This window comes from Pseudoalteromonas rhizosphaerae (genome assembly GCF_902498845.1).
Classification (GTDB): Bacteria; Pseudomonadota; Gammaproteobacteria; order Enterobacterales; family Alteromonadaceae; genus Pseudoalteromonas; species Pseudoalteromonas rhizosphaerae.
Genome location: NZ_CABVLM010000009.1, coordinates 231,138 through 252,197, shown reverse-complemented (window position 1 = coordinate 252,197; position 21,060 = coordinate 231,138). Strand labels below are relative to the sequence as shown.

The following is a 21,060-nucleotide window of genomic DNA, read 5'->3' as shown; positions in this document are numbered from 1 at the left end:
ATTTGCTTGGTAACAATAGCGTTTTGGACCCACCTGACCCCATGCCGAACTCAGTAGTGAAACGAAACAGCGCCGATGATAGTGTAGCATTTGCTATGTGAAAGTAGGACATTGCCAGGCTCCAAATTGAGAAAGCCGCTTCAGAAATGAAGCGGCTTTTTTACGTCTGCAGGAAAGCTATTGGCTTCGAGCCGTCAGCGTTAACCTTTGACATGCGTGTACTGCCACTTTTTAATCTTAAAAAACTCGCGCTCCCCATAAGAAAATATAAACTCGTAAACCTAACTATTGACTGCCTTTATAGTTACTGTAACTATAAACATTGCTAATTTGCTGTAGTAAAGGAATTAATTGCATGACAACTGCGCAGGTTGTGATCATTGAAGATGAGAAAGCGATCGCTGATACACTGATCCATACTCTAGAAATAGATGGCTTTGCTGTGCAGTGGTTTGCTACAGCGGGTGAGGGGCTTGAATATATTAAAAACAATATGCCTGCCTTGGTGATTTTGGATGTTGGTTTGCCTGATGCCAATGGTTTTGAGTTGTGCAAACAGATAAGAGAGTTCTCAGCGGTTCCAATTATTTTTCTTACCGCCCGAAATGATGAAATTGATCGTGTTGTGGGATTAGAAATAGGCGCCGATGATTATGTTACTAAGCCATTTAGCCCGCGAGAAGTGCTTGCAAGGGTTAAACTTAGAATTAGACATAGCGAAGCTGCGAGTAAAGTATCCATCTCTTCAGAACAAGCCTCAGGCCTTTATGCCGACAATTTTGATTATCATTTCCAAAACCAAGCATTGGCTCTCACAGCATTGGAATTTAAATTGCTGGATAAGTTAATTAGCCATCCTCGCCAAGTATTCTCCCGTGAGCAATTATTGTTGTCGGCGCAAAATCACCAAGATGCTATCTATGCTCGTAATGTAGATAGTCACATCAAGGCTATTCGCAATAAATTACGCGCAGTATCGGCTCCGGAATGTATTCATACTAAACGTGGTTTTGGTTATTACTATGAATCTACCTAAGCCAACAAATACGGTATTTGCTCGTCTTAAAAGATGGCCTAAGATCCCGCTTGGACTGAGGCTGTTTTTACTCTACTTTGTATTAGTGATTTTAACCGCTTACTTGGTTAGCTCAACAGTTATGAGAGAGATCAAGCCAACGGTACGCCAAGCGAGTGAAGAAACACTGGTCGATATGGCAAACATGCTGGCTGTAATAGCAAGCAACCCAATGGCGAACGGCGATATTGCACAGAGCGCTTTTGCTAAGCAAATCAACTTTTATGGTTTGCGTGATCCCGATGCTGCGATTTGGGGTGTTGAAAAAAAATCAGTTAATCACCGAGTTTATATAACCGATCAACAAGGGATTGTAGTGCTGGATTCATGGCAGCAGGATGTTGGTAATGATTTCTCTAAATGGAATGACGTTTACCTCACCTTACGTGGTGAGTACGGGGCACGTTCAACTGCATTAGACCCCAATGATCCGCTATCAACAGTAATGCATGTTGCTGCACCAATCATGTATAACGATGAGATCATTGGCAGTGTCACAGTTGCTAAAGCGAACCGTTCTGTACAGCCATTTATTGATATTTCCAGGTATCGGGTATTAACTTGGTTAGCGTTAATGAGTGTACTCGCACTTATCATTGGTGCGTTAATCGCGTGGCGTATAAATACTGCGTTATATAAGCTTGCAGACTATGCTGATAAAATGGGGCGCGGTGAAAAAGCCAGTAAACCCACCTTTAGAGTTTTTTATGAATATAGCTTACTCAGTGATGCCCTTGAAAATATGCGTCGTCAGCTTGATGGTAAGCGTTACGTAGAAAACTATGTGCAAACTCTAACGCATGAGTTAAAAAGTCCATTGTCAGCAATCAAAGGAGCCAGTGAAATATTACAAACCCCTACCACGATAGATAAACAACAGTTGTTTGCTCAGAATATTGAAACCGAAGCTACGCGCATGCAGCAATTGATTGATAAGTTGTTAGCTCTAACAAAGCTTGAGCAACTCCCAGAACTTGAACAGCGGCAATTAATTGATTTACCTGCTTTATTAGCGCAGATAAAAGCCTCTTGTATCAGCAGGCTAATGACCAAACAAGTAGAGTTAAGAGTTGTATGCGATAACAAAGTTGCCTTTGTAGGGGATCAATTTTTAATACAGCAAGGCTTGTATAATTTGTTTGAAAACGCGTTGGATTTTGTATGTGAGCAGGGGAAAATCAATATTACGGTCACACAAACCGCAGGAGAGCTTTGTATTAATGTCGAAAATACTGGCCCGAAGATACCTGATTATGCGTTAAAGAGAGTAACCGAACGTTTTTATTCGCTTGCCAGAAGTAATGGACAAAAAAGTACCGGCCTTGGGCTTAACTTTGTAGAACAAGTGGTTAAGTTGCATAAAGGAAAATTAGATATCCATAATACCCCGCAGGGCGTATCCGTTAAGCTGTTTTTACCAACTCCATAAAGACTCCATATAAGCACCATTTAAAATCCACTTTTGTCGATTACTCTAGTCCCTATATTAAATAGGGAGTAAAGATAATAATGAAACAAAAAATTGAAACGAAGTTGGTGATCATCATAGGCCTAATTGTACTGTTATTAGTGCCTATCTTTATGATCCAAAACCTAATTGATGAACGTGCAGAACATCAGCAACAAGTGCAAGCTGATATTGCTAAAAGCAGCAGCGGTGAGCAACAAGTCATTGGGCCGTTTATTCAAGTGCAATTTATAGAAACTCACACCGTGGAAGGCAACACCACTGAACAGTTAAAAACGCTGTTATTGCTACCTGAAACATTAACTATAAACAGTGAATTATCTTCTTTTGAAAAATACCGAGGTATTTATAAGGCGTTACTATATCGCTCCGCGAATCACTTTGCAGGCCAATTTAATACCGAGGCTTTAAATGAATTAGCCGGTAAAAAGATAAAACAGGTGCATATGGTGATGGCGATTAAAGATATTCGCGGTATTGGTCAGGGCAGTACAATGCGCATAAATAACCAAGAATATGCGTTGCAGCCTGGCACTAAGCTGGCGCAATTACCCGAAGGCGTTAATATTGAGCTCGATTTTAGTGCTTTACTTGAGCAACAGACGTTGGATTATCAAATTGATTTAAATCTACAAGGAATGCGTAAACTAGCTATTGCTCCTATCGGCAAAGAAACCAGTCTTAGCATGCAAGCCGATTGGCCACACCCAAGTTTCGTTGGCGATTACTTACCTATCGACTCAAGTATTTCAGAGCAAGGCTTTACTGCCAACTGGCAAACAAATTACTTTGCTACCAACTTAAAAGAGCTGTTTCAACATTGTGTTTTTCAAAATCAGTGCGAGCAATTTAAGCAACGTAGCATGGGAGTTAATCTTGTTGATGGTGTTGATCATTATTTAAAAAGCTATCGTGCCAGTAACTACGCAATTTTAGTGCTGATATTGGTATTTGCCAGCTTCTTTTTACTCGAAGTGCTTCGCAGCGAACCTGTTCATCCGGTGCAATATGGCTTTGTCGGTTTAGCATTGGCCGTTTTTTATTTATTGTTGATATCACTTGGTGAGCACCTAGGATTTAACCTTGCTTACTTACTATCAGCATTAGCTTCTTCATTATTACTGAGTATTTATGTGGCCGGAATGTTGAAAAATACTAAGCATGGTGGGTTGTTTCTGATTGCTATTCTGTTTTTATACAGCTTACTTTACGGACTATTAAGCGCAGAAGATTACGCATTGTTGATGGGCAGTTTACTGGTGTTTGCAGTACTGAGTTTGATTATGATGCTGACCCGCACAGTAAATTGGTACCACACTAAATCACAAGTTGATGATTAATCTCTGTTTGCAAAGGGCTGCATGATTGCAGCCCTTTAATTATTCAGGCCTAACACAGTTAGCATTGCATATAGCCGCTGAAGATAGGCTTATTATACAGCGTTCATGTTATTAACTTGCTGATAAAAATACGGTTAGCTTATCGCCTACTTTTAAGCGATCGCTTGAAAGGCTGTTCCATTGTTTTAGCTTAGTGATGCTGACTTTGTAATGGTTGGCTATTTTCCACAAGCTTTCGCCAGATTTAACCTTATGCTCTATTTGCGTATCGGCTAACTGCGGTAGCACTAATTTTTGACCAATACGTATGGTACTATTTTTCAAATTATTAAATGCTTTTAGTTGGCTTAAAGTTACTTTGTAGCGCTTAGCGATCACGCTCAAACTATCGCCACGCTTAACTGTATAATGTTGCCATTGGCTGTAGTCGTTAGAATCTTGATCAGCAATCATAGTCTCAAATTGCTTTTGCTCACTAGCAGGAACGACGAGATGCGGTGCATCAATAATCGCCGGAAAGCGAATGACCCCGTAGTTTAAGGGCTCTAACTGTTGCCATTGGGCTTTATTATCTAAAATAACTGAGCCAGAAATGGCTATTTTGGCAATTGCATCTTTATTTGCTATTGCAGGGAACGCCATTTTTTGGCTTTTTAATAATTGTGCCGCAGCAAGTAGTTTAGGTACATACTGACTGGTTTGCTGAGGGAGTTTTAAACTGAAAAAGTCAGTTGGTTTACCTTGCTTTTTATTGTTGCTGATCGCTCTAAGTACACGGCCTTCACCTAAGTTATAGGCTGCTATAGCGTGATACCAATCACCATCAAAGCGTTTGTATAAGTACTCCATAAAATCCAGAGCAGCGCGGGTACTGTCGATCACATCTTGGCGGCCATCGTACCAAGGACTAATTTTTACCTTAAAGTACTTAGCAATGGCAGGCGTTAATTGCCAAAGTCCAGATGCATGCTTGTGCGAATAGGCACTGGCATCAAAGTCACTTTCAATTAGCGGCATTAACGCTAATTCTATGGGTAAGTTCCGCTTTTCAACCTCTGTGACTATATAATAAAGGTAAGGCTCAGCACGGCGACTAATTTCATCCATATAGTTTGGGTGAGATAAATACCATGCAATGCGTTGTTGCACATCTGGGTGGCTAGAATTGGAAAATGTAAGCTGCGCTCGGATGCGTTGCCACACATCATCGAGTTCCTGAGGACTTAAGGGAGCTATTTGCTCAATATTTTCGTTTTGTTCTTTAACAACAATATTTGGGTTAGCCTTAATATCAGGTTGTGAAGATGGTTGTTCGGGTGTGGTTTCACAACCGGATAAAATAACAATCAATGGCAGAATGCGGATAAATCGATTTAAAGACACGTACTAAACTACTCCGAAAATATAAATGCGGTTAACCTAAATCAGGCTAGCTTAACATAGTGTGAGTTAAGAATGACTTGTAGTTGAATTTAACTGTCCCTTAAATTGCTCTTTATAGCGACGCGATAAGTTAAGTACTTTGCCGGTTGTAAGTTTTATTTCACTGTCTCCGCTCGGTAGTGGCGTGATTGATTCAATCGCATCTAACCGAACGCCATGGGAGCGATGAATACGGCAAAACCCTTGCGGTTCTAACTGAGTTATAAGTTGGCTCATAGTTGCACGTAACGGATAAATTCTTGCATCAATATGTAGATTTACATAATTACCGCTAGATTCAAGCCAGTCTATTTGTGCTACGCGGACAATAAATTCTTTTCCCAGTTTTTTTACCAGTAGTCTATCGAAATTTAAATTTTCAGGCGTATCTTCGCCTTGTCTGATCGGTGCTGCTTCACCACTTAATTGGCTCACTACATATTGATAGGTTTTAATAACAGCAATTAAAAATAAGAACCCCCACAAGTCTTTGCGGTATTCATAAAGTAATTCAAACCAGACCAAACCAAAGTCATAATACATGCCTTGTACGGTGTAAATGAGCTTGCGAATGGTGACCATAATGCCAATATGCAATAACGAAAAAGCAATGCTTGCCAGCAGATATAGCAGTAATGAGCGGGGGATTTTTTGCCAATTAAAAGGCTGGGTTTTTAATAGCCTAACTAAAGCGGGAAACAACATCAAGGTGCCAATAGCGCTGGAATATTCCCATACAAACGGCTCCCAGATCATAAATGGGAGTTCGCCATCTCGCTGGGCTTCCATAATGTTTGAGCTGGCATTTATAGTATTGTTGATAAAAATATAACTAGATAAAAATAATGCCGCATACCATCTCTGGTAGCGCTGAAAATGCGTTAAGGAGATCATTATTATTGTTACTCTTTAAAAGACCATAATTAGACTAGCAAGATAGTGATAGATCACCAAACTTATCATCCCTGATATCCACCGTTTATCCCTACTGACTGTTTTATCAGCCTTTTCTGATTGCTTAACGCAGATTGTTGTTCATATTTGTTATTAATTAGTCGTAAGCTAAATCTACCATGAAACTTAAAATAGTAATTAAAAACACAACACGTACGCTATTACAGCCATGGCTAAATGTATTTAATCAGCATGATGAACTGCCAAAGCGCCGTTATGATCTTGATTGGCTACGGGTGATTGCGTTTGGTTTATTAATTTTTTATCACACCGGCATGTTATACAGCCAAAACTGGGGATTTCATTTTAAAAGCCAGTATTTGTCTAGCAGTGTTGAAAATGTCATGTTGTTACTGTCACCGTGGCGAATGGGACTAATCTGGTTTATTTCAGGAGTAGCGCTGCGCTTTATTATTGCGCGCTTTAGTTTAGATATGTTTTTAATTACGCGCAGTGTAAAAATATTACTGCCTTTATTGTTTGGCATTTGGTTTATAGTGCCGATTCAGCTTTATGCGCAAATGAGCCAAGAGGTTGGTTTAGCTATGAGCTTTTGGCAGTTCTACCAGCAGTTCTTTGATTTAACTAACCCTTTATTTAATCACTACCAAGCAGGTATTTGGCCACATGTTGATGTAAACCATCTTTGGTACTTGCGTTCGTTATGGCAATTTACTTTATTGCTGGTGTTAATGATACCGCTGCTTCATCACGCTACTGTGCAAGCAATAATGACGCGTTTATGTGAGCGATCGTTAGTTATTGTTTTTATTGTATTGCTATTGCCGCTGTGTATTTTAAAACTGAGCTGGCCGAGTGATACATTCCGATACCCCATGGGCGCGTTGTTTTTACTTTACGGTTACTTGCTTGCTTGGCAGCCTGCATTTTACAGCCAACTGCTACGTCACTGGCAGGCGTTATTAGTGGTATTCATTTTAGGTTATTTAGTTGTCGTGCTGGGTTATCACATGATTTGGCAAAACCCAGCTACGAGCCAATGGCAAATTACCAGCATGGATATGCTGTATACCGCGCAACGATTAGTGGGTGTGATGTTAATGCTGGCATTAGCAAAACGCTTTTTGAATCACGATCACCCTAAATTAGCGTTATTAAACTCAGCCGTATTTCCGTTTTATCTATTACATCAAAGTGTAATTATTGGCCTTGCCTTTTATTTGTCGAAGCTGCAATTAGGTGGCTTTGAAGAGCCATTACTTATACTCAGCCTCACTTTCATTATTTGTTGGTTGGTGTTTATTAGTGCGCGTCGTATCGATCTATTAAGCCCATTTATAGGGATTAAAGTCACAGGTAAATATAAAGCATGGCAAGTTAAAGCGGGCTTTTGCTACGGACTTATATTGGTAAGCTCACTGATCTTTAAGTTAATTTAACCAAACACGCATCTAAAGCATGCGCCTTGTGGTTTTGGTACATAAATTAAATCACCGCCGTGGTTGAGCATAATTTGCCTTGATAGGCTCAAGCCAATACCTGATCCTTGTTGTTTAGTGGTGAAAAATGGTACGAAGATCATATCCACCACATGTTCGCTGATGCCTGGGCCATTATCGCTCACTTCAACATAGAGTTGTTGGCTGGCGTTTTGTGCCAAGCTGAGCTTGATGTTTGGCTGAGCGGGGCTTTGCGCGTTATATTTTTTGTTGCTGCTTAGCACTTCAAATGCGTTCTTTATAAGATTTACTAATACTTGCTCTATTTGACTACTGTCTAGCATCACTAATTGCTGGCTTTTAATTGTAAGTTCTATATTGATTTGCAGCTCACGCGACTGTTGTTGATGCAAGGTGACAATACGCGCTAGCATATCGGCTAAATTTTCAGGCGCTAAATTAGGTTTAGGTAAGCTGCTAACTTGGCGAAAACGAGCAATAAAGTCGCCTAAATGTGCCGTTCTTGATGCTAAGGTGCTTAGTGCAAGCTGTAAGTCTTGTTTATCTTCAATATCAATAAAACACAGTTCTTGTGGCAGTAAATTGCTGCACGTATCAGCTAACGATGAAAGCGGGGTAATAGAGTTGGCAATTTCATGCGTAAGTACTTTAGTTAAGCGCTTATAAGCTTGTTGTTCTTTTAGTTGTAGTTGGTCATGAATTGATTGTAGGCTTACTACGCGACGCACTTTGCCTTGTATTTCGGCGATACTGAGTTGGATAGAAAGCGTGTCGTGCTGCTCGCCATTTTGCCAATAGGTGGTGCTTCGCATATTGTTCTTGGCGTTCAAAATTAGTTCACCAACAGCGCCTAATTCTCGTAGATGCTGGAAGCTTTTACCCAGTAGTTTGCTGACTGCTGGGTTTGATTCGATCACCTCACCATTGTCATCACATACCATAACCGCTAAATCAACATGAATAAGCAGTGCTTGCAAAAACTGCGCTTGTTGTTCGGCATTAAAGCGTGCTGTTTGCATTTGCGTTTTTACTTGCTCAAATTGCTTAAGCATTGGGTGTTGTTGGCCAAGACCTAAGGTGCTGTCGCCATTGGCTAAGGCGCGGATCACCATTTCTGCTTGTTTTTGTTGTCGCTTAAAGAGCGTAAAAATATGCGTTATCAAGGCCGCAGTGACTAATATAATTAACAGCGAAGTTGCTGAAAGCCCATTATTTTGTAATAGATAACTAACGAGTGCGCTGGCGCTAATAAGTGCCACAATATTAATAGTTAATAATAAATGAGGGCGCATTGTTATAGCCCATACTTTTCAAGACGGCGATACATAGCACCACGCGTTAACCCTAAGGCTTTGGCCGCATGGCTAACATTACCTTGGTAATGTGTTAGCGCTGCACGCACAGTGCGCTGCTCGAGTATCTCAAGATCAAAGGTGTCGTATGCCTCGTTGTCATTGGTGGTTGTATGATTAGTAGCACCAGTACTACCAATCACTGAGCTAACATCAAGATTATCGCCATCACTTAAAATAACAGCCCGCTCAATAGCATGAGCAAGCTCGCGGACATTGCCTGGCCATGCATATTGACAAAGTAAGCTCATATCATGTGTTTTTATGGTTAAGTTGCGCTTGTACTTTTGTGCGAAATGATTGAGGTAATAATCTGCTAGCATTGGGATGTCATCACTGCGTTCACGTAAAGCCGGTAAGCGAATTTCAACGGTGTTTATTCGGTATAACAAATCTTGGCGAAAACGCCCCTCGGCGACAGCTTGATCAAGGTTATCATTAGTGGCACAAATTAGGCGGATATCAATATCAACTGCTTTACTGCCGCCAACAGGTGTAATTTTGCGGTTTTGTAATGCGGCAAGCAGTTTAGCTTGATGCTCTAGGGGTAAATTACCCAGCTCATCTAAAAATAAACTACCGCCTTGGGCGAGCTCAAATTTACCAATTCGATCGCTTTTGGCATCGGTAAATGCGCCTTTTTTATGGCCGAATAGCTCACTTTCAAATAGGTTTTGTGCCACAGCACCCATGTCTAAACTCATAAAGGTTTGATTATGGCGCATACTTGCTTGATGAATGGCATGCGCGGTGAGTTCTTTACCTGTGCCGCTTTCGCCGGTGATCAGTATATTGGCATCAGTTTGTGCGGCTTTTTCAATGGTGGTGAATATCTGCTGCATAGCGGCGCTTTGACCTAAAAACTCAAATGGCTGATTATTGAGTACTTGATTAAGGCCGTCCTTTTGACGGGTAAGCTTACCCACTTGCTGTTTGTCTTTGGCATGTGAAAAAGCCGCCGCCACAGCGCCAAGTAGTTGCTCGTTTTGCCAAGGTTTAGCAATAAAATCAGATGCGCCTGCTTTAATAGCATCCACCGCGAGTTGCATGTCGCCGTAGGCGGTCATTAACAAAACAACGATATTAGCGTCTTGCTCGATGATTTTTTTTAACCAATAAAAACCTTCTTTGCCGCTGATGGAGTCTTGGGTAAAGTTCATGTCGAGTAAGATCACATCAATTGGCTGATCAGCTTTGCGTTGCTCGTTAATGATGCCTGCAATTTCAAATGGGTTGTCAGTGGTTTTAACGCTTTGATAATGCTGCTTTAGTAATAACCGTGCGGCGATTAGAATATCGGGGTTGTCATCAACAATTAAAAGCGAGCCTGTGTGTTTCATGATTTTTATTTTTATAGAGTTTTATTTAGCCTAAAACAAAAAAGGAACAGTGTCCATAAATGGACGTTTATAAAATAAAAAAGTGTTCTATTAACGGACACTACAAACATAATAATAATTTCATTTAATTATAAGGTATTGAATTTTAATATTAAATAAAGTTGGCACAGCGTTTGTAATAACTATCGGTAATTAGTTTATTAAACCTGTATCAAGGTGGCCAACATGGATAAGAAAATAGAACGCTCATTTACTCAAAAGTATTTAAAGAAATTCACCTTTGCAGCATTGGCATTGGGTGTTGCTGCCGCTGCGTATGGGTTTACACAAACAGGTAATACAGGTCGTAGCCAGAATATTGAGCGCAGTAGCTTAACCGTTAGCACGGTGAAACAAGGTGCATTTAAAGATGCCTTAAGCTTACGCGGTCAAGTGGTACCAAAAACCAGTATTTACCTTGATACCATCGCCGGTGGGCAAGTTGAGGAGCGTTTAGTTGAGCAAGGCGAATATGTTGAGAAAGGCCAACCACTAGTGCGTTTGAGCAATACCAACTTACAACTAGATGTAATGAGTCGCGAAGCCCAAGTAACTGAGCAGCTTAATTTTTTACGTAATACGCAAATGACCATGGAAACCAGCCGGTTAAACCTACGCCGTGACTTATTGGAAGTCGAACTAAAGATCACAAACCTTACCCGTCGTTTACAGCAAACTAAACCTTTAGTTAAAAGTGGCGTATTAGCGCAGGATCAACTTGCAGAGATAGAAGAAGATTTAGATTATTACCGAGCTCGTAAAGAGCTCTCTATTGAGCGCCAAAAGCAAGAAAACTCAATCCGTGAGGTGCAAGTCGCACAGCTTTCAGACAGCGCTAAAATGCTTGAAAAAAACCTGCAGTTTGCGCGTCGAAATCTCGACAATTTATTAATCAAAGCGCCTGTTTCAGGCTACCTAAGCGAGCTTGATGTGGAAATTGGTGAATCTAAAAACAGTGGCGCGCGATTAGGCCAAATTGATATTCCAAATGAATATAAATTAGTGGTCCGCCTTGATGAGTTTTATTTAAACCAAGTACAGCGTGACATGACCGTGATGATTGAACTTGAAAGCGGCACAGTGAACGCCAAGGTGAGCAAAATTGATAGCCGCGTACAGCAGTCGCAATTTCAAATTGAAGTGGATTTACCAAGTAATACCAAAAGCATTAAGCGCGGGCAAAGCATTGATATTGAGTTAATGCTAGGGGACGACAAAAACAATGCCTTACTGCTTAAACGTGGCGCTTTCTTTACCAACTCGGGCGGTAACTGGGTTTATGTTATTGAGCAAGGTGGTGATAAAGCAGTGCGCCGTGATATTCGCTTAGGCAAAAAGAATCAAAACTATTTTGAAGTGCTTGAAGGGCTAAATGCTGGGGATCAAGTAATTACCTCAAGCTACAGCAACTTTGATAAAGCACAGCAACTACAATTTTAAGGAAAATAACAATGATCAAACTCACTAATTTAAGCCGCGTATTTCGTACTCAAGATGTTGAAACAACAGCGCTAAGTAACATTAACATAACCGTAAACGAAGGTGATTTCTTAGCGATAATGGGGCCTTCTGGCTGTGGTAAGTCAACTTTACTGTCTATTTTGGGTATGCTCGATTCACCTACTTCAGGCAGCTTTGAATTTGCTGGAACTGACATTGCAGGCTATAGCGAAAAGCAACTAGCAGAGCTACGTAAAGCATCGATCGGGTTTGTCTTTCAAAGCTTTAACTTGATTGATGAGCTAACTGTATATGAAAACGTAGAGTTGCCGTTACAGTATCAAAAAATATCAAAAAATGAGCGTAAACAACGCGTAGAAGCCATTTTAAAACGCGTAGGTATTGATCACCGAGGCGAGCATTTACCCCAGCAGTTATCAGGTGGTCAGCAACAACGGGTTGCAGTAGCGCGTGCATTAGTGATTAATCCTAAACTAATTTTAGCCGATGAGCCAACCGGTAACCTCGACTCTAAAAATGGTGATGAAGTGATGGCGATGTTGCGTGAATTAAATAAAGAAGGTACCACAGTTATTATGGTTACCCACTCTGATAAAGAGGGTAATTACGCAGATCGTTTAGTACGCCTACTTGATGGCCAAGTGATGCTTGATAAAGCAAATAACGTACAACAAACGATGGAGATTGCATAGCATGTTTATAAGTTACTTTATTACAGCGCTGCGTTCGTTCAAACAGCAAAAGCAACATTTTATTTTAAATGTATTAGGTTTAAGTATTGGCTTAGCTTCAGCAATGTTAGTGGGTTTATTTGCAAGCTTTGAGGCCAACGTTGATCAGCATCAACCAAATGCACAGCAAACATACCGTCTTTCGCAGCATTTTCGGGAAATGGGCGTTGATGCACCAATTACCAACTATTACGCTATAAAAGAGCTTGCTAAAAATACTGCTATTGAAGATATTTTTGCATTAGAGATGCATCCAAGGTTATCGGGTGATTTTAGCGCTAATGGCAACTACTATAAAATGGAAGACTTATTCGCTACGAGCAAAAACATTAATGATTTTATAAGTTTGGATGTGCTCCACGGAGATTTACAGGACTCGCTTAGTGAACCGAATAACATAGCGCTTAGTGAGCGTGAAGCTATTCGGATATTTGGTCGCACAAATGCTATTGGCGAAATATTAACTAAAGATCAAGTGACTTACACTGTGACTGCCATATTTGCTAACTTGCAAGATAACACTCATTTTGCATTTTCGGGATTGGTGGCAATGCAAAATGAGACACCCAATTACCAAATGAATAACTTTTATGTTTATGTACGCTTCTCAGCCAATATTAATCTTGTCGCTGAGCAAGCGCAGTTAGCACAGGCCTATCCAGCGCTTGTTTATCCTAGTCAACCTTTGGGATTTGTAACCTTGTCTTTTCAACATTTGCCTAGTATTCACTTGCACGCGGATAGTCGCTATGAGCTTAAAGAAAATGGATCATATACTGTAGTAATGATTAGCTTTTCTCTAAGTATTTTATTGATTGCAATAGCAGCATTTAACTTTGTTAATATGAGTATTGCTCAATCAGCTAAGCGAGCTAAAGAGGTTGGCGTACGGAAAGCGCTGGGAGCTAGTAAGCCGCAGATAGTTATTCAGTTTTTGGTGGAGTCATTATTAGTTACCAGTTTTGCTGCTATTTTAGCTTGTGTCTTATTGGAGCTTGCTCTGCCATCTTTTAATCAATTGGTTGGACGTGTTTTAGTTTTTGATTACTTGTCAGAGTTTGGTGCAATTTTTATTGCTGTTGTGCTCTTAGTGGGTTTATTGGCAGGGGCATATCCAGCATTGTTTATGTCGTCATTCAGTGCCAAGCGCGTACTTAGTGGTGATATTCAGCGTGGACGCACAGCAATAGTTGTACGTAAGGTATTACTTACTCTACAAGCTTCTTTATCTATTGCTTTGATAATTAGTGCTTCATTCTTACATCAACAACTTAACCATTTACAATCGATAGATGTGGGTTACGAGAAACAACACCGCTTAGAGGTAGATGGCATCCCTTCGCGTAAGTTGTACTTTACACAGAACAATATACTTACTCAGCGTATTAATGCGATACAAGGTGTTAAATCAAGCAGCATTACAGATGCTTCATTCACGTCGTCATTTAATACCAGCTTTGATGTTACTTCCGACAATGGTGAGATGAAAAATGCTGTTATTCCTTTTATTGGAGTAGGATTTGATATTGCTAAAGGCGTCGGTCTATCGTTAATGGCTGGACGTGATTTAAGTGCCAGTTATGGCAGTGATTGGTATAGTCAAACCGAAGATGGTAATGGCAGTGCTGGCGTTTTAGTATCGCAGTCATTTGTTAAGCTTGCAGGCTATGGCAGTGCCGAGCAAGCTATTGGTAAAAAACTTTATACAAGCTCTGGTGATAATCAAGATATACTAAATATTGTCGGTGTCATTAAAGATGTCACTATAGGCTCAGCCCGAGAAGCTTCTACGTCGCCTTTAATCCTTATTTGTGGCTTTAGTTGGGCTAATGAAGGTAAATTAATTATTAACTTTGACCCTAACCAATTTGCTGCTGTAAAAACTCAGGTGCAAGCTATAGTCACTGATGTGCTTAATGTACATAACTCAGACATTGATTTAGTAGCCGATAATTACCGAGCTTTGTATAAAAGCGATGAGCGCGTATCAACCTTAGTTGTAATATTTTGTATGTTGGCCATTGTATTGACCTGCTTAGGTACTTTTGGTTTAGCTGCGTTTTCTACTTTACAGCGTCAAAAAGAGATTGCGGTACGTAAAGTGTTGGGAGCATCACGCTTGAGTATAGTGAATTTATTAGCAAAAGAGTTTTTACTATTAGTGCTTGTAAGTGCCGTTGTTGCATTTCCGCTAACCTATTGGTTGGTGGGTGATTGGCTTGCTAATTTTAACGAGCGTGTTGATCAAGCACTGTGGGTTTATCTGGTTGCAGCTCTGAGCGTTGCTGCAATTACGTGGCTCACGGTTGCAAGCCTCGCCTTTAAAGCCGCCAGCACACGGCCATCGTTAACACTAAGATATGAGTAATAACGAGTAAATAACCCTACTTAAGGTCTATCAGAACACCGATAGACCTTTTTCTTGTTTAGGCCTCTTAAATATCTTTAATCTTAACAGCGGGGTTTCCTGCAACAACTGTATTCGCTGCCACATTTTTTGTTACTATCGACCCTGCGCCAATAACAGCATTATCGCCAATGGTAATAGCTGCTAAAATAATAACCCCCGCGCCAATCCAAACGTTATTGCCAATAGTAATCGGTGCTGCAAAGTTCTCTTTATTGAGTCGCTCGGCTGGATTGACTGCATGAGATACGGCCAATAGTTGAACGTTCGGGCCAATTAAACAATCACTGCCAATCGTAATTGCCCCCTCACTAATGGGGGCATCTAACACCGTACAATTAATGTTTATAAAAGTACGATCACCAATTTCAAATTGCGAGCCATAGTCACAGTGGAAGCCTGCCTCAATAATCACGCCTTCACCACATTGAGTAAATAAACTCTTAATGCGTTTTAAATTACCTTTGCTGGGGCTTTTGTTAAACAAGCGGCAAGTCTCATGGGCGGTTTTGCGTTGCTCAAGCAGCTCTTTTTGGCGTGGATTAAATAGTTTTAGCATATTATTCAGAAGTGTTTAGCCATTTCTTTACCCATTCAGACTGGTGAACGAGCAAGTAAGATAGGTTTTCTTTAGCTTGATATGTATGTCCTTCATACGGAAGCATAATTAGCTGAGTCGTCTTTTTATTAGCAATTAGTGCCTGATACATTCTCATTGATTGCATTGGGTAAGTGCCCGAGTTTTGATCGCTTTCACCATGAACTAACAATAAAGGCTCATTTATTTTGTCCGCATAAATTAGAGGGGATATATTAATATATGTTTCCTTTGCTTGCCATAGATTACGTTTTTCACCCTGAAATCCAAAAGGGGTAAGAGTCCTATTGTAAGCACCACTTCGAGCAATACCAGCTTTGAATAGATCTGTATGCGCGAGTAAGTTAGCCACAGTAAAGGCTCCATAAGAATGCCCCATAACAACTAATCTTTGAATATCAATAGAGCCAGTATCTTCTAAAGCATTGACTGCAGCTTCGGCATTTAAACGAATCTGATTAATGAAGTCATCGTTAGGCTCTCCCCCATTAAATGAAGTGATTGGCATTGAGGGAGATTCGAAAACGGCAAAACCGTCATGAAGAAATACCAAGGGACTTAGCGGATCAAACTCTCTAAATAAATTCGTGCGTACTGTATTTTGCTGGCTCAGTTTTTTGTTTTTAAATTCATCGGGGTAAATCCATAAAATAGCAGGGATTTTATCTGATTTATTCCTTTTATAATTGTTAGGTAAATGCAGCGTTCCAACCAGATTTAATCCATCGCTTCTGTTGTAATTGATAGTAAGTGGCTGGTTAACAAAACTATTTTTATTTTCGCTTGATAAAAGTGAAATCTGTTTTTTGAAACCTTTACTCGTTAATGCGTAGTATTGAGGTGCGCTTGTATTATTTTGCTTTTCTATTATTAAGGTGTCATTAGCGATTCTTAGGGGCATTTCTATATTGTCAGCATTGCTTAAAAATATAGTTTCAACAACGTGATTCGATGTATTAAAGGATTGAGCTATTGGCTTTATACCTTCTTTACTTTGTCCTGAGGAAAAGAAAAATAAATAATTATCTTGTTCAACTAAAACTTCATATCCTTCAGGCGTACGGAGAGTCTGTGGATCACCAAAGTCGTTGAACTTATCACGATAATCTCTTTCATGGATTAAATAATTCACAGAAGTTTCGGCGTTGATTAAGGTAGTTCTTGCCTGTTTGCTATCATAGCGCCATTCTTGAAGTACACCTATTCCTGAAACGCCCCATAATACATCGTGAATTCTCCATTTTACTTGATGCACCAGTTTTTTATTCTCGTCAAATGGACTTACCAGTTTGTAGATGTGATCATGGTAAGTTTGAGCTAAAGACATGTCACCTCTATCACTCGCTTCGACCCAAGTCACAGTTGAGTCTTCTGATGGTAGCCATTTAACTAACCTAGCGCCAATAGGTATGCTATCTTTAGATTTAGGTAGATTAATTTTATCGTTTAAATTGGGTAAGCTGTATGTGGTAGTTGGCTCTTCTATATTAACGATATTATAAGCGCTCCCCCATTTTTTATAAGGTAAATAAGATGACAGCTCACTCGGTGGCATCGAATACAGTAAATACTTACCATCAGGAGAGACGGAAAAATCATTAAATAAGCCACTTTTAGTTAATGTAGAAACTTTACCATTGAGGTCTATCTTCACTAATTTGGTTTGATTGATAGATGTAAACTGATTCTTCATCTCGTCATTTATTAATAAGCTTTGATGGGTCCGCCCTTGATCTTTTTGCAGCTCAGATGACAACAAATTGGGTTTTTTACGTATATATTCAGATGTCTTTATTGGCAAATTTCGCTGCTTGACGACAATACTTTGGCCATCAGGTAGCCATCGCAGATGTCTTCCGCCAAGACTTGTGGATAAATTGAGATCTGTTAGTTTGTTAGATACATTGTTATTTATATCGTACAACCATAGGTTTGTATTGGCACCCTGCTGAATTAAAAATGCGACTTTTTTAGCATCAGGAGACCAATTAAAATCGACAATCACTCCTTCTAGAATCTTAATTTCTTCTCTAGCGTTTGTTGCAAGATTAAATAAAGTTGCGCGGCTATATTGTTCAGTATCAACTCTGCTCGATAAATCAGTATAAAAATCCAGACCAGCTAATGCGACGCGCTGTTGAGATAAATATTCAATAGATGGGTATTCAATTTGGTGTAAAAATAAAACCAGCTCCCCATTTGGTGATAATGAAATAGTTTCTTGCCCTGTAGACTCTATGAGATTAGCCCACTTACTATTATCTATTTCAATAGCTTCAACGGATGATGAGGCAATGAAGCATAACGCTATAATAAGATAAAGTTTACTCATTTCGTAATGCCTTTATTGGATCTTGTCGTAACGTTTGGTTGATCGGAAAAAAGCTGGCAAGTACTGATATCGCTAATAAACCCAGCCAAATGACCGTTGTTAACCACCAGTCTATAGGCAAGTCAACCCCAGGTAATGACATACAATAGCCTATAATTAAAAATGCCAACGAAAAGGCTAACACTAAGCTCATTATTATGGGTTGCATGAGTTCTAATAAGCTTTCTTTTAGTAACCTATAATTGTCAGCCCCCATAGAAAGTTTTACGCCTAAGCTATATCTGCGCACTTTAACTAAATAGCTAACAATACCGTTTATGCCAATACACACCATCAGCAGCGATGTTGATGCCAACACAATAGCCAGCCATGCTGCATTTAAGTGACGTTGCCTTTTTTCATCAAACATACTTGTTAAAGAGGCTATGTTATTAATGTCTAATCGTTGATCTACTTCTAATACTGCTTGTTGAATATGGGCAATTGCATTATTTTCATCTGCAACAGTAATCAAATATGTAAATTGTTGCCAACCAGGGTAATCTTTAGGTGTAAAAACTTCAAAGTCTTCACTTTCAGGGCTGCCCGGTACATAGGTGTTGCTGACAATACCTATGATTGAGTAATATCTTTTATTATCAAAACTCACTTTACTGTTTAGTACTTCATTACTGTTTTTATTAAGTAAATCTGCAAGGCGTTGATTGATAATGATCGGTGGGTTTTCTAATTGTTCATCCCCTTTGGCAAAGCCATTACCCGTTATCGTTAAGTTAAGTTCAGTAAAGTAATTGGCAGTTACTAAGCTATTACGTGCTTGGGCAATATACTGTCCAGCTTCGTTATATATTTGATTGACATTAACCGTTTTTGGCAGCCTCATTTCGGATGACACAGCTAAGCTGCTCACATTATTAAGCGCCAGCAACCTATGGTTAATTGCTTTGTGTAAATTAATACGTTCGCCGGATTTATCGACATTACTATAGTTTATTGTTAATGAATATTTACCTTCTGTATCCAGTCCGTTATCTCTGAGTGCTTCCGAAAGTGTTACTAAAACTACGTGGCTAGCAGTGGTTAATACTAAAAACGAAAACAAAATTTGCAGACCAACAAGCAAATGGCTGGTGGCTGAACTCATTTGCTTGCCCGTGCCTTTACCGCTGCTTTGTAGGCTGCTCATTAAGTTTTGCTCTTTCACTACACTAAGTTCTATAAATGAATAGAGTGAGGCAATACTAATAATTAGAAAAGCTGAAAATAACAAAGTATTAAAGCTAAGAGAAAGCGTGTCTAAACGTTGAATGGCGTCAGCTGCTAGGTTTTGAATAACGATAAAGCCGATTTGAGTAAGTGTTAAAGCAAGTAACACTGCAATACTAATAAGTAAAATATTGTGTTTTAACGTTTCAATAATTAGTTGTTTTTTGCTTGCCCCAAATGCAAAGCTGATTGCAAGGGGTTTGATGCGCGTAATGGCTTTAGCGAGCTGCATACTAGAAAGGTTGATAAGTGCAATGAGCATTAATAAGCACACACCCAATAATAGCATTAATACAATTTTACCGCTGTCACCCCTAAGTGCATCATTAAATGCAATAACACGCGCATTGACAGTAAAATCTTTTAAAATATCAGCGGCATGTAACTGTGCACCTTTAAGTGATAAGTCAGCTAATTGTTCCGTGATCTCTTGCTCTGAGGCTGTGGGCTTAAATCTAACAACACTCTTATACGCGCCCATGAAACCGTTAGATGTTTTAGGGTTAAAAGCTTCGTCTGCATCAATAGGAAGCCATATTGCATCATTTATATTGCTATAAGTGGGTAATATAAGATCATCGGGGGCGACACCAACAACGGTAAAGCGACGTTGATTGAGCTGTATTTTTTTACCAACAATATTCGGGTCACCACTATAGTGGGTTTGCCAAGCGCGGTAGCCTAATACGACCGACATTTGCTGAGTACCGAGTGCTTCTGTTTTGTTAAATAACCGACCAAGTTTGGGTTGTACGCCGAGTAGATCAAATAAATTATGTGTGGCAAGTATTACGTCCACAGCAGGTCTTGTTGGTTTATCTAGTAGCTTGTAGTCAGTCCATCGATGGTAAGCAGCAACATCAGTAAAAACGGTATTTTCACTCTGTATGTAGCTCATTATTTTTGAGTTACTAGCGGGCCCTGAATAACCTTTAGAATTAATTGTGCCTTCAAGCAAATATAAGTTATCGCTCTGCTGATAAGGTAGTGGGGCGAAAAACACTAGATCAACCAAGCTAAATGAACTAAGCACCATGGACAGTGTAAGTGCCAGTGTAAAAACGGTGGTGAAATAGTATTGTTTGGCACGTTTAAAAGTATTGTAGGCAGTTTTTAACATGACTGAGCAACCTGTTCTACATTTGCAGGTGTGCTTGGCACGAGTTCATCGTTTTGGGCAACTACAGTACCGTCTCTTAACTGGATATTGCGCGTAGCCATATCGGCATAACGGGGATCATGGGTAACCAATACAATGGTGGTGCCTTGCTGATTAAGATCTTTTATTAACGCCATGATTGCATCGCCGTTTTTTGAGTCTAAGTTACCTGTGGGCTCATCGACCAGCATGATGCCAGAATCGCCAGCTAGTGCGCGTGCAATCGATACGCGTTGTTGTTGACCACCAGAAATTTGATTCGGATGTAAATCAGCTTTATCAGCCAAACCTACTTTTTCTAGGCAATCTAACGCTCTTGCGTGACGTGAAGATAGCGAGTCTCCCCGATATTTTAATGGTAAAGCGACATTTTCAAGTACGGTCATTTCATCAATTAAGTTAAACGATTGAAACACAAAGCCAATGCGATTACCGCGTACTTTCGCACGTTGGTTTGAGTCCATATCAGAGACGAGTAAACCGTCAATGTAATATTCACCACTTTGAGGGGTGTCGAGCAGCCCCATAATGTTAAGGAGTGTTGACTTGCCGCAACCAGAAGGCCCAGAAATAGAAATAAACTCGCCGTCGTACACGGTAAAGCTAATCCCTTTTAAAATTTGACTGACTTGTTCGCCATTAGAAAAAGACTTGCTTAGGTTATTAACTCTTAAAATTTCAGTATTCATATTATT

General features: G+C 39.9%; 15 protein-coding genes and 1 rRNA gene. 8 read left to right on the top strand and 8 right to left on the bottom strand.

What is annotated here, in order from left to right; all coding sequences use genetic code 11:
- Positions 1–5 precede the first annotated feature (5 nt).
- The 4 genes from rrf to creD all read left to right on the top strand — a co-directional run bounded on the left by rrf (position 6) and on the right by creD (position 3,883).
- Positions 6–120, top strand: a 5S ribosomal RNA gene (rrf, locus tag PSR9079_RS15360).
- Between the two features lie 235 nt (positions 121–355).
- Positions 356–1,036, top strand: coding sequence for a two-component system response regulator CreB (gene creB / locus PSR9079_RS15355; protein ID WP_149982315.1), 681 nt, complete (start codon positions 356–358; stop codon positions 1,034–1,036).
- A complete protein-coding gene (gene creC, locus PSR9079_RS15350) occupies positions 1,023–2,504 on the top strand; it encodes a two-component system sensor histidine kinase CreC (RefSeq protein ID WP_149982314.1) in 1,482 nt (493 codons plus the stop codon). The genes creB and creC overlap by 14 nt, the downstream gene beginning before the upstream one ends.
- An 80-nt stretch (positions 2,505–2,584) precedes the next feature.
- On the top strand, positions 2,585–3,883 hold the full coding sequence (creD, locus tag PSR9079_RS15345; RefSeq protein ID WP_149982313.1) for a cell envelope integrity protein CreD: 1,299 nt from the start codon (positions 2,585–2,587) through the stop codon (positions 3,881–3,883).
- 111 nt (positions 3,884–3,994) lie between these two features.
- On the opposite strand, the gene PSR9079_RS15340 is transcribed toward creD, so the two are convergent.
- Both PSR9079_RS15340 and PSR9079_RS15335 read right to left on the bottom strand, forming a co-directional pair.
- On the bottom strand, positions 3,995–5,266 hold the full coding sequence (locus PSR9079_RS15340; protein ID WP_149982312.1) for a LysM peptidoglycan-binding domain-containing protein: 1,272 nt from the start codon (positions 5,264–5,266) through the stop codon (positions 3,995–3,997).
- A 66-nt stretch (positions 5,267–5,332) separates the two neighbouring features.
- Positions 5,333–6,196: a LytR/AlgR family response regulator transcription factor gene (locus PSR9079_RS15335; protein ID WP_149982322.1), complete on the bottom strand. Its 864-nt coding sequence runs from the start codon at positions 6,194–6,196 to the stop codon at positions 5,333–5,335.
- A gap of 182 nt (positions 6,197–6,378) precedes the next feature.
- Here PSR9079_RS15335 and PSR9079_RS15330 point away from each other — a divergent pair, with 182 nt between their 5' ends.
- Positions 6,379–7,659 (top strand): acyltransferase family protein, encoded by a 1,281-nt coding sequence (locus tag PSR9079_RS15330; RefSeq protein WP_149982311.1) that lies wholly within the window; start codon positions 6,379–6,381, stop codon positions 7,657–7,659.
- Here PSR9079_RS15330 and PSR9079_RS15325 read toward each other — a convergent pair.
- Both PSR9079_RS15325 and PSR9079_RS15320 read right to left on the bottom strand, forming a co-directional pair.
- The gene (locus PSR9079_RS15325; protein ID WP_149982310.1) at positions 7,656–8,972 is read right to left on the bottom strand and encodes a sensor histidine kinase; all 1,317 of its coding nucleotides are present in this window, start codon (positions 8,970–8,972) and stop codon (positions 7,656–7,658) included. The genes PSR9079_RS15330 and PSR9079_RS15325 overlap by 4 nt on opposite strands.
- 2 nt (positions 8,973–8,974) lie before the next feature.
- On the bottom strand, positions 8,975–10,372 hold the full coding sequence (locus PSR9079_RS15320) for a sigma-54-dependent transcriptional regulator (protein WP_149982309.1): 1,398 nt from the start codon (positions 10,370–10,372) through the stop codon (positions 8,975–8,977).
- Positions 10,373–10,597: 225 nt separating this feature from the next.
- On the opposite strand from PSR9079_RS15320, the gene PSR9079_RS15315 reads away from it, so the two are divergent.
- The 3 genes from PSR9079_RS15315 to PSR9079_RS15305 are packed head-to-tail and all read left to right on the top strand — an operon-like array spanning position 10,598 to position 14,971.
- Entirely contained in the window at positions 10,598–11,851 is a 1,254-nt protein-coding gene (locus PSR9079_RS15315) for an efflux RND transporter periplasmic adaptor subunit (protein WP_149982308.1), read from the top strand.
- An 11-nt stretch (positions 11,852–11,862) separates the two neighbouring features.
- Positions 11,863–12,564, top strand: a complete 702-nt coding sequence (locus PSR9079_RS15310) for an ABC transporter ATP-binding protein (RefSeq protein WP_149982307.1) — start codon at positions 11,863–11,865, stop codon at positions 12,562–12,564.
- Between the two features lies 1 nt (position 12,565).
- Entirely contained in the window at positions 12,566–14,971 is a 2,406-nt protein-coding gene (locus tag PSR9079_RS15305; protein ID WP_149982306.1) for an ABC transporter permease, read from the top strand.
- A 67-nt stretch (positions 14,972–15,038) separates the two neighbouring features.
- Here PSR9079_RS15305 and PSR9079_RS15300 read toward each other — a convergent pair whose 3' ends face one another.
- From PSR9079_RS15300 to PSR9079_RS15285, 4 genes are read right to left on the bottom strand one after another with little or no spacing between them, the layout of a single operon-like run.
- The gene (locus PSR9079_RS15300; RefSeq protein ID WP_149982305.1) at positions 15,039–15,569 is read right to left on the bottom strand and encodes a sugar O-acetyltransferase; all 531 of its coding nucleotides are present in this window, start codon (positions 15,567–15,569) and stop codon (positions 15,039–15,041) included.
- Position 15,570: 1 nt separating this feature from the next.
- The gene (locus tag PSR9079_RS15295; RefSeq protein WP_149982304.1) at positions 15,571–17,940 is read right to left on the bottom strand and encodes a S9 family peptidase; all 2,370 of its coding nucleotides are present in this window, start codon (positions 17,938–17,940) and stop codon (positions 15,571–15,573) included.
- Positions 17,933–20,326 (bottom strand): ABC transporter permease, encoded by a 2,394-nt coding sequence (locus PSR9079_RS15290; RefSeq protein ID WP_149982303.1) that lies wholly within the window; start codon positions 20,324–20,326, stop codon positions 17,933–17,935. The genes PSR9079_RS15295 and PSR9079_RS15290 overlap by 8 nt, the downstream gene beginning before the upstream one ends.
- Positions 20,320–21,054 (bottom strand): ABC transporter ATP-binding protein, encoded by a 735-nt coding sequence (locus PSR9079_RS15285; protein WP_149982302.1) that lies wholly within the window; start codon positions 21,052–21,054, stop codon positions 20,320–20,322. The genes PSR9079_RS15290 and PSR9079_RS15285 overlap by 7 nt, the downstream gene beginning before the upstream one ends.
- Between the last annotated feature and the right edge of the window lie 6 nt (positions 21,055–21,060).

Bases quoted from the DNA above. Each gene is read 5' to 3' on its own strand.
- PSR9079_RS15295 (WP_149982304.1), bottom strand. From the start codon at position 17,940: ATGAGTAAACTTTATCTTATTATAGCGTTATGCTTCATTGCCTCATCA.
- creD (WP_149982313.1), top strand. From the start codon at position 2,585: ATGAAACAAAAAATTGAAACGAAGTTGGTGATCATCATAGGCCTAATT.
- PSR9079_RS15325 (WP_149982310.1), bottom strand. From the start codon at position 8,972: ATGCGCCCTCATTTATTATTAACTATTAATATTGTGGCACTTATTAGC.
- PSR9079_RS15330 (WP_149982311.1), top strand. From the start codon at position 6,379: ATGAAACTTAAAATAGTAATTAAAAACACAACACGTACGCTATTACAG.
- PSR9079_RS15290 (WP_149982303.1), bottom strand. From the start codon at position 20,326: ATGTTAAAAACTGCCTACAATACTTTTAAACGTGCCAAACAATACTAT.
- PSR9079_RS15300 (WP_149982305.1), bottom strand. From the start codon at position 15,569: ATGCTAAAACTATTTAATCCACGCCAAAAAGAGCTGCTTGAGCAACGC.
- PSR9079_RS15305 (WP_149982306.1), top strand. From the start codon at position 12,566: ATGTTTATAAGTTACTTTATTACAGCGCTGCGTTCGTTCAAACAGCAA.
- creB (WP_149982315.1), top strand. From the start codon at position 356: ATGACAACTGCGCAGGTTGTGATCATTGAAGATGAGAAAGCGATCGCT.
- PSR9079_RS15310 (WP_149982307.1), top strand. From the start codon at position 11,863: ATGATCAAACTCACTAATTTAAGCCGCGTATTTCGTACTCAAGATGTT.
- PSR9079_RS15320 (WP_149982309.1), bottom strand. From the start codon at position 10,372: ATGAAACACACAGGCTCGCTTTTAATTGTTGATGACAACCCCGATATT.
- PSR9079_RS15285 (WP_149982302.1), bottom strand. From the start codon at position 21,054: ATGAATACTGAAATTTTAAGAGTTAATAACCTAAGCAAGTCTTTTTCT.
- PSR9079_RS15315 (WP_149982308.1), top strand. From the start codon at position 10,598: ATGGATAAGAAAATAGAACGCTCATTTACTCAAAAGTATTTAAAGAAA.
- creC (WP_149982314.1), top strand. From the start codon at position 1,023: ATGAATCTACCTAAGCCAACAAATACGGTATTTGCTCGTCTTAAAAGA.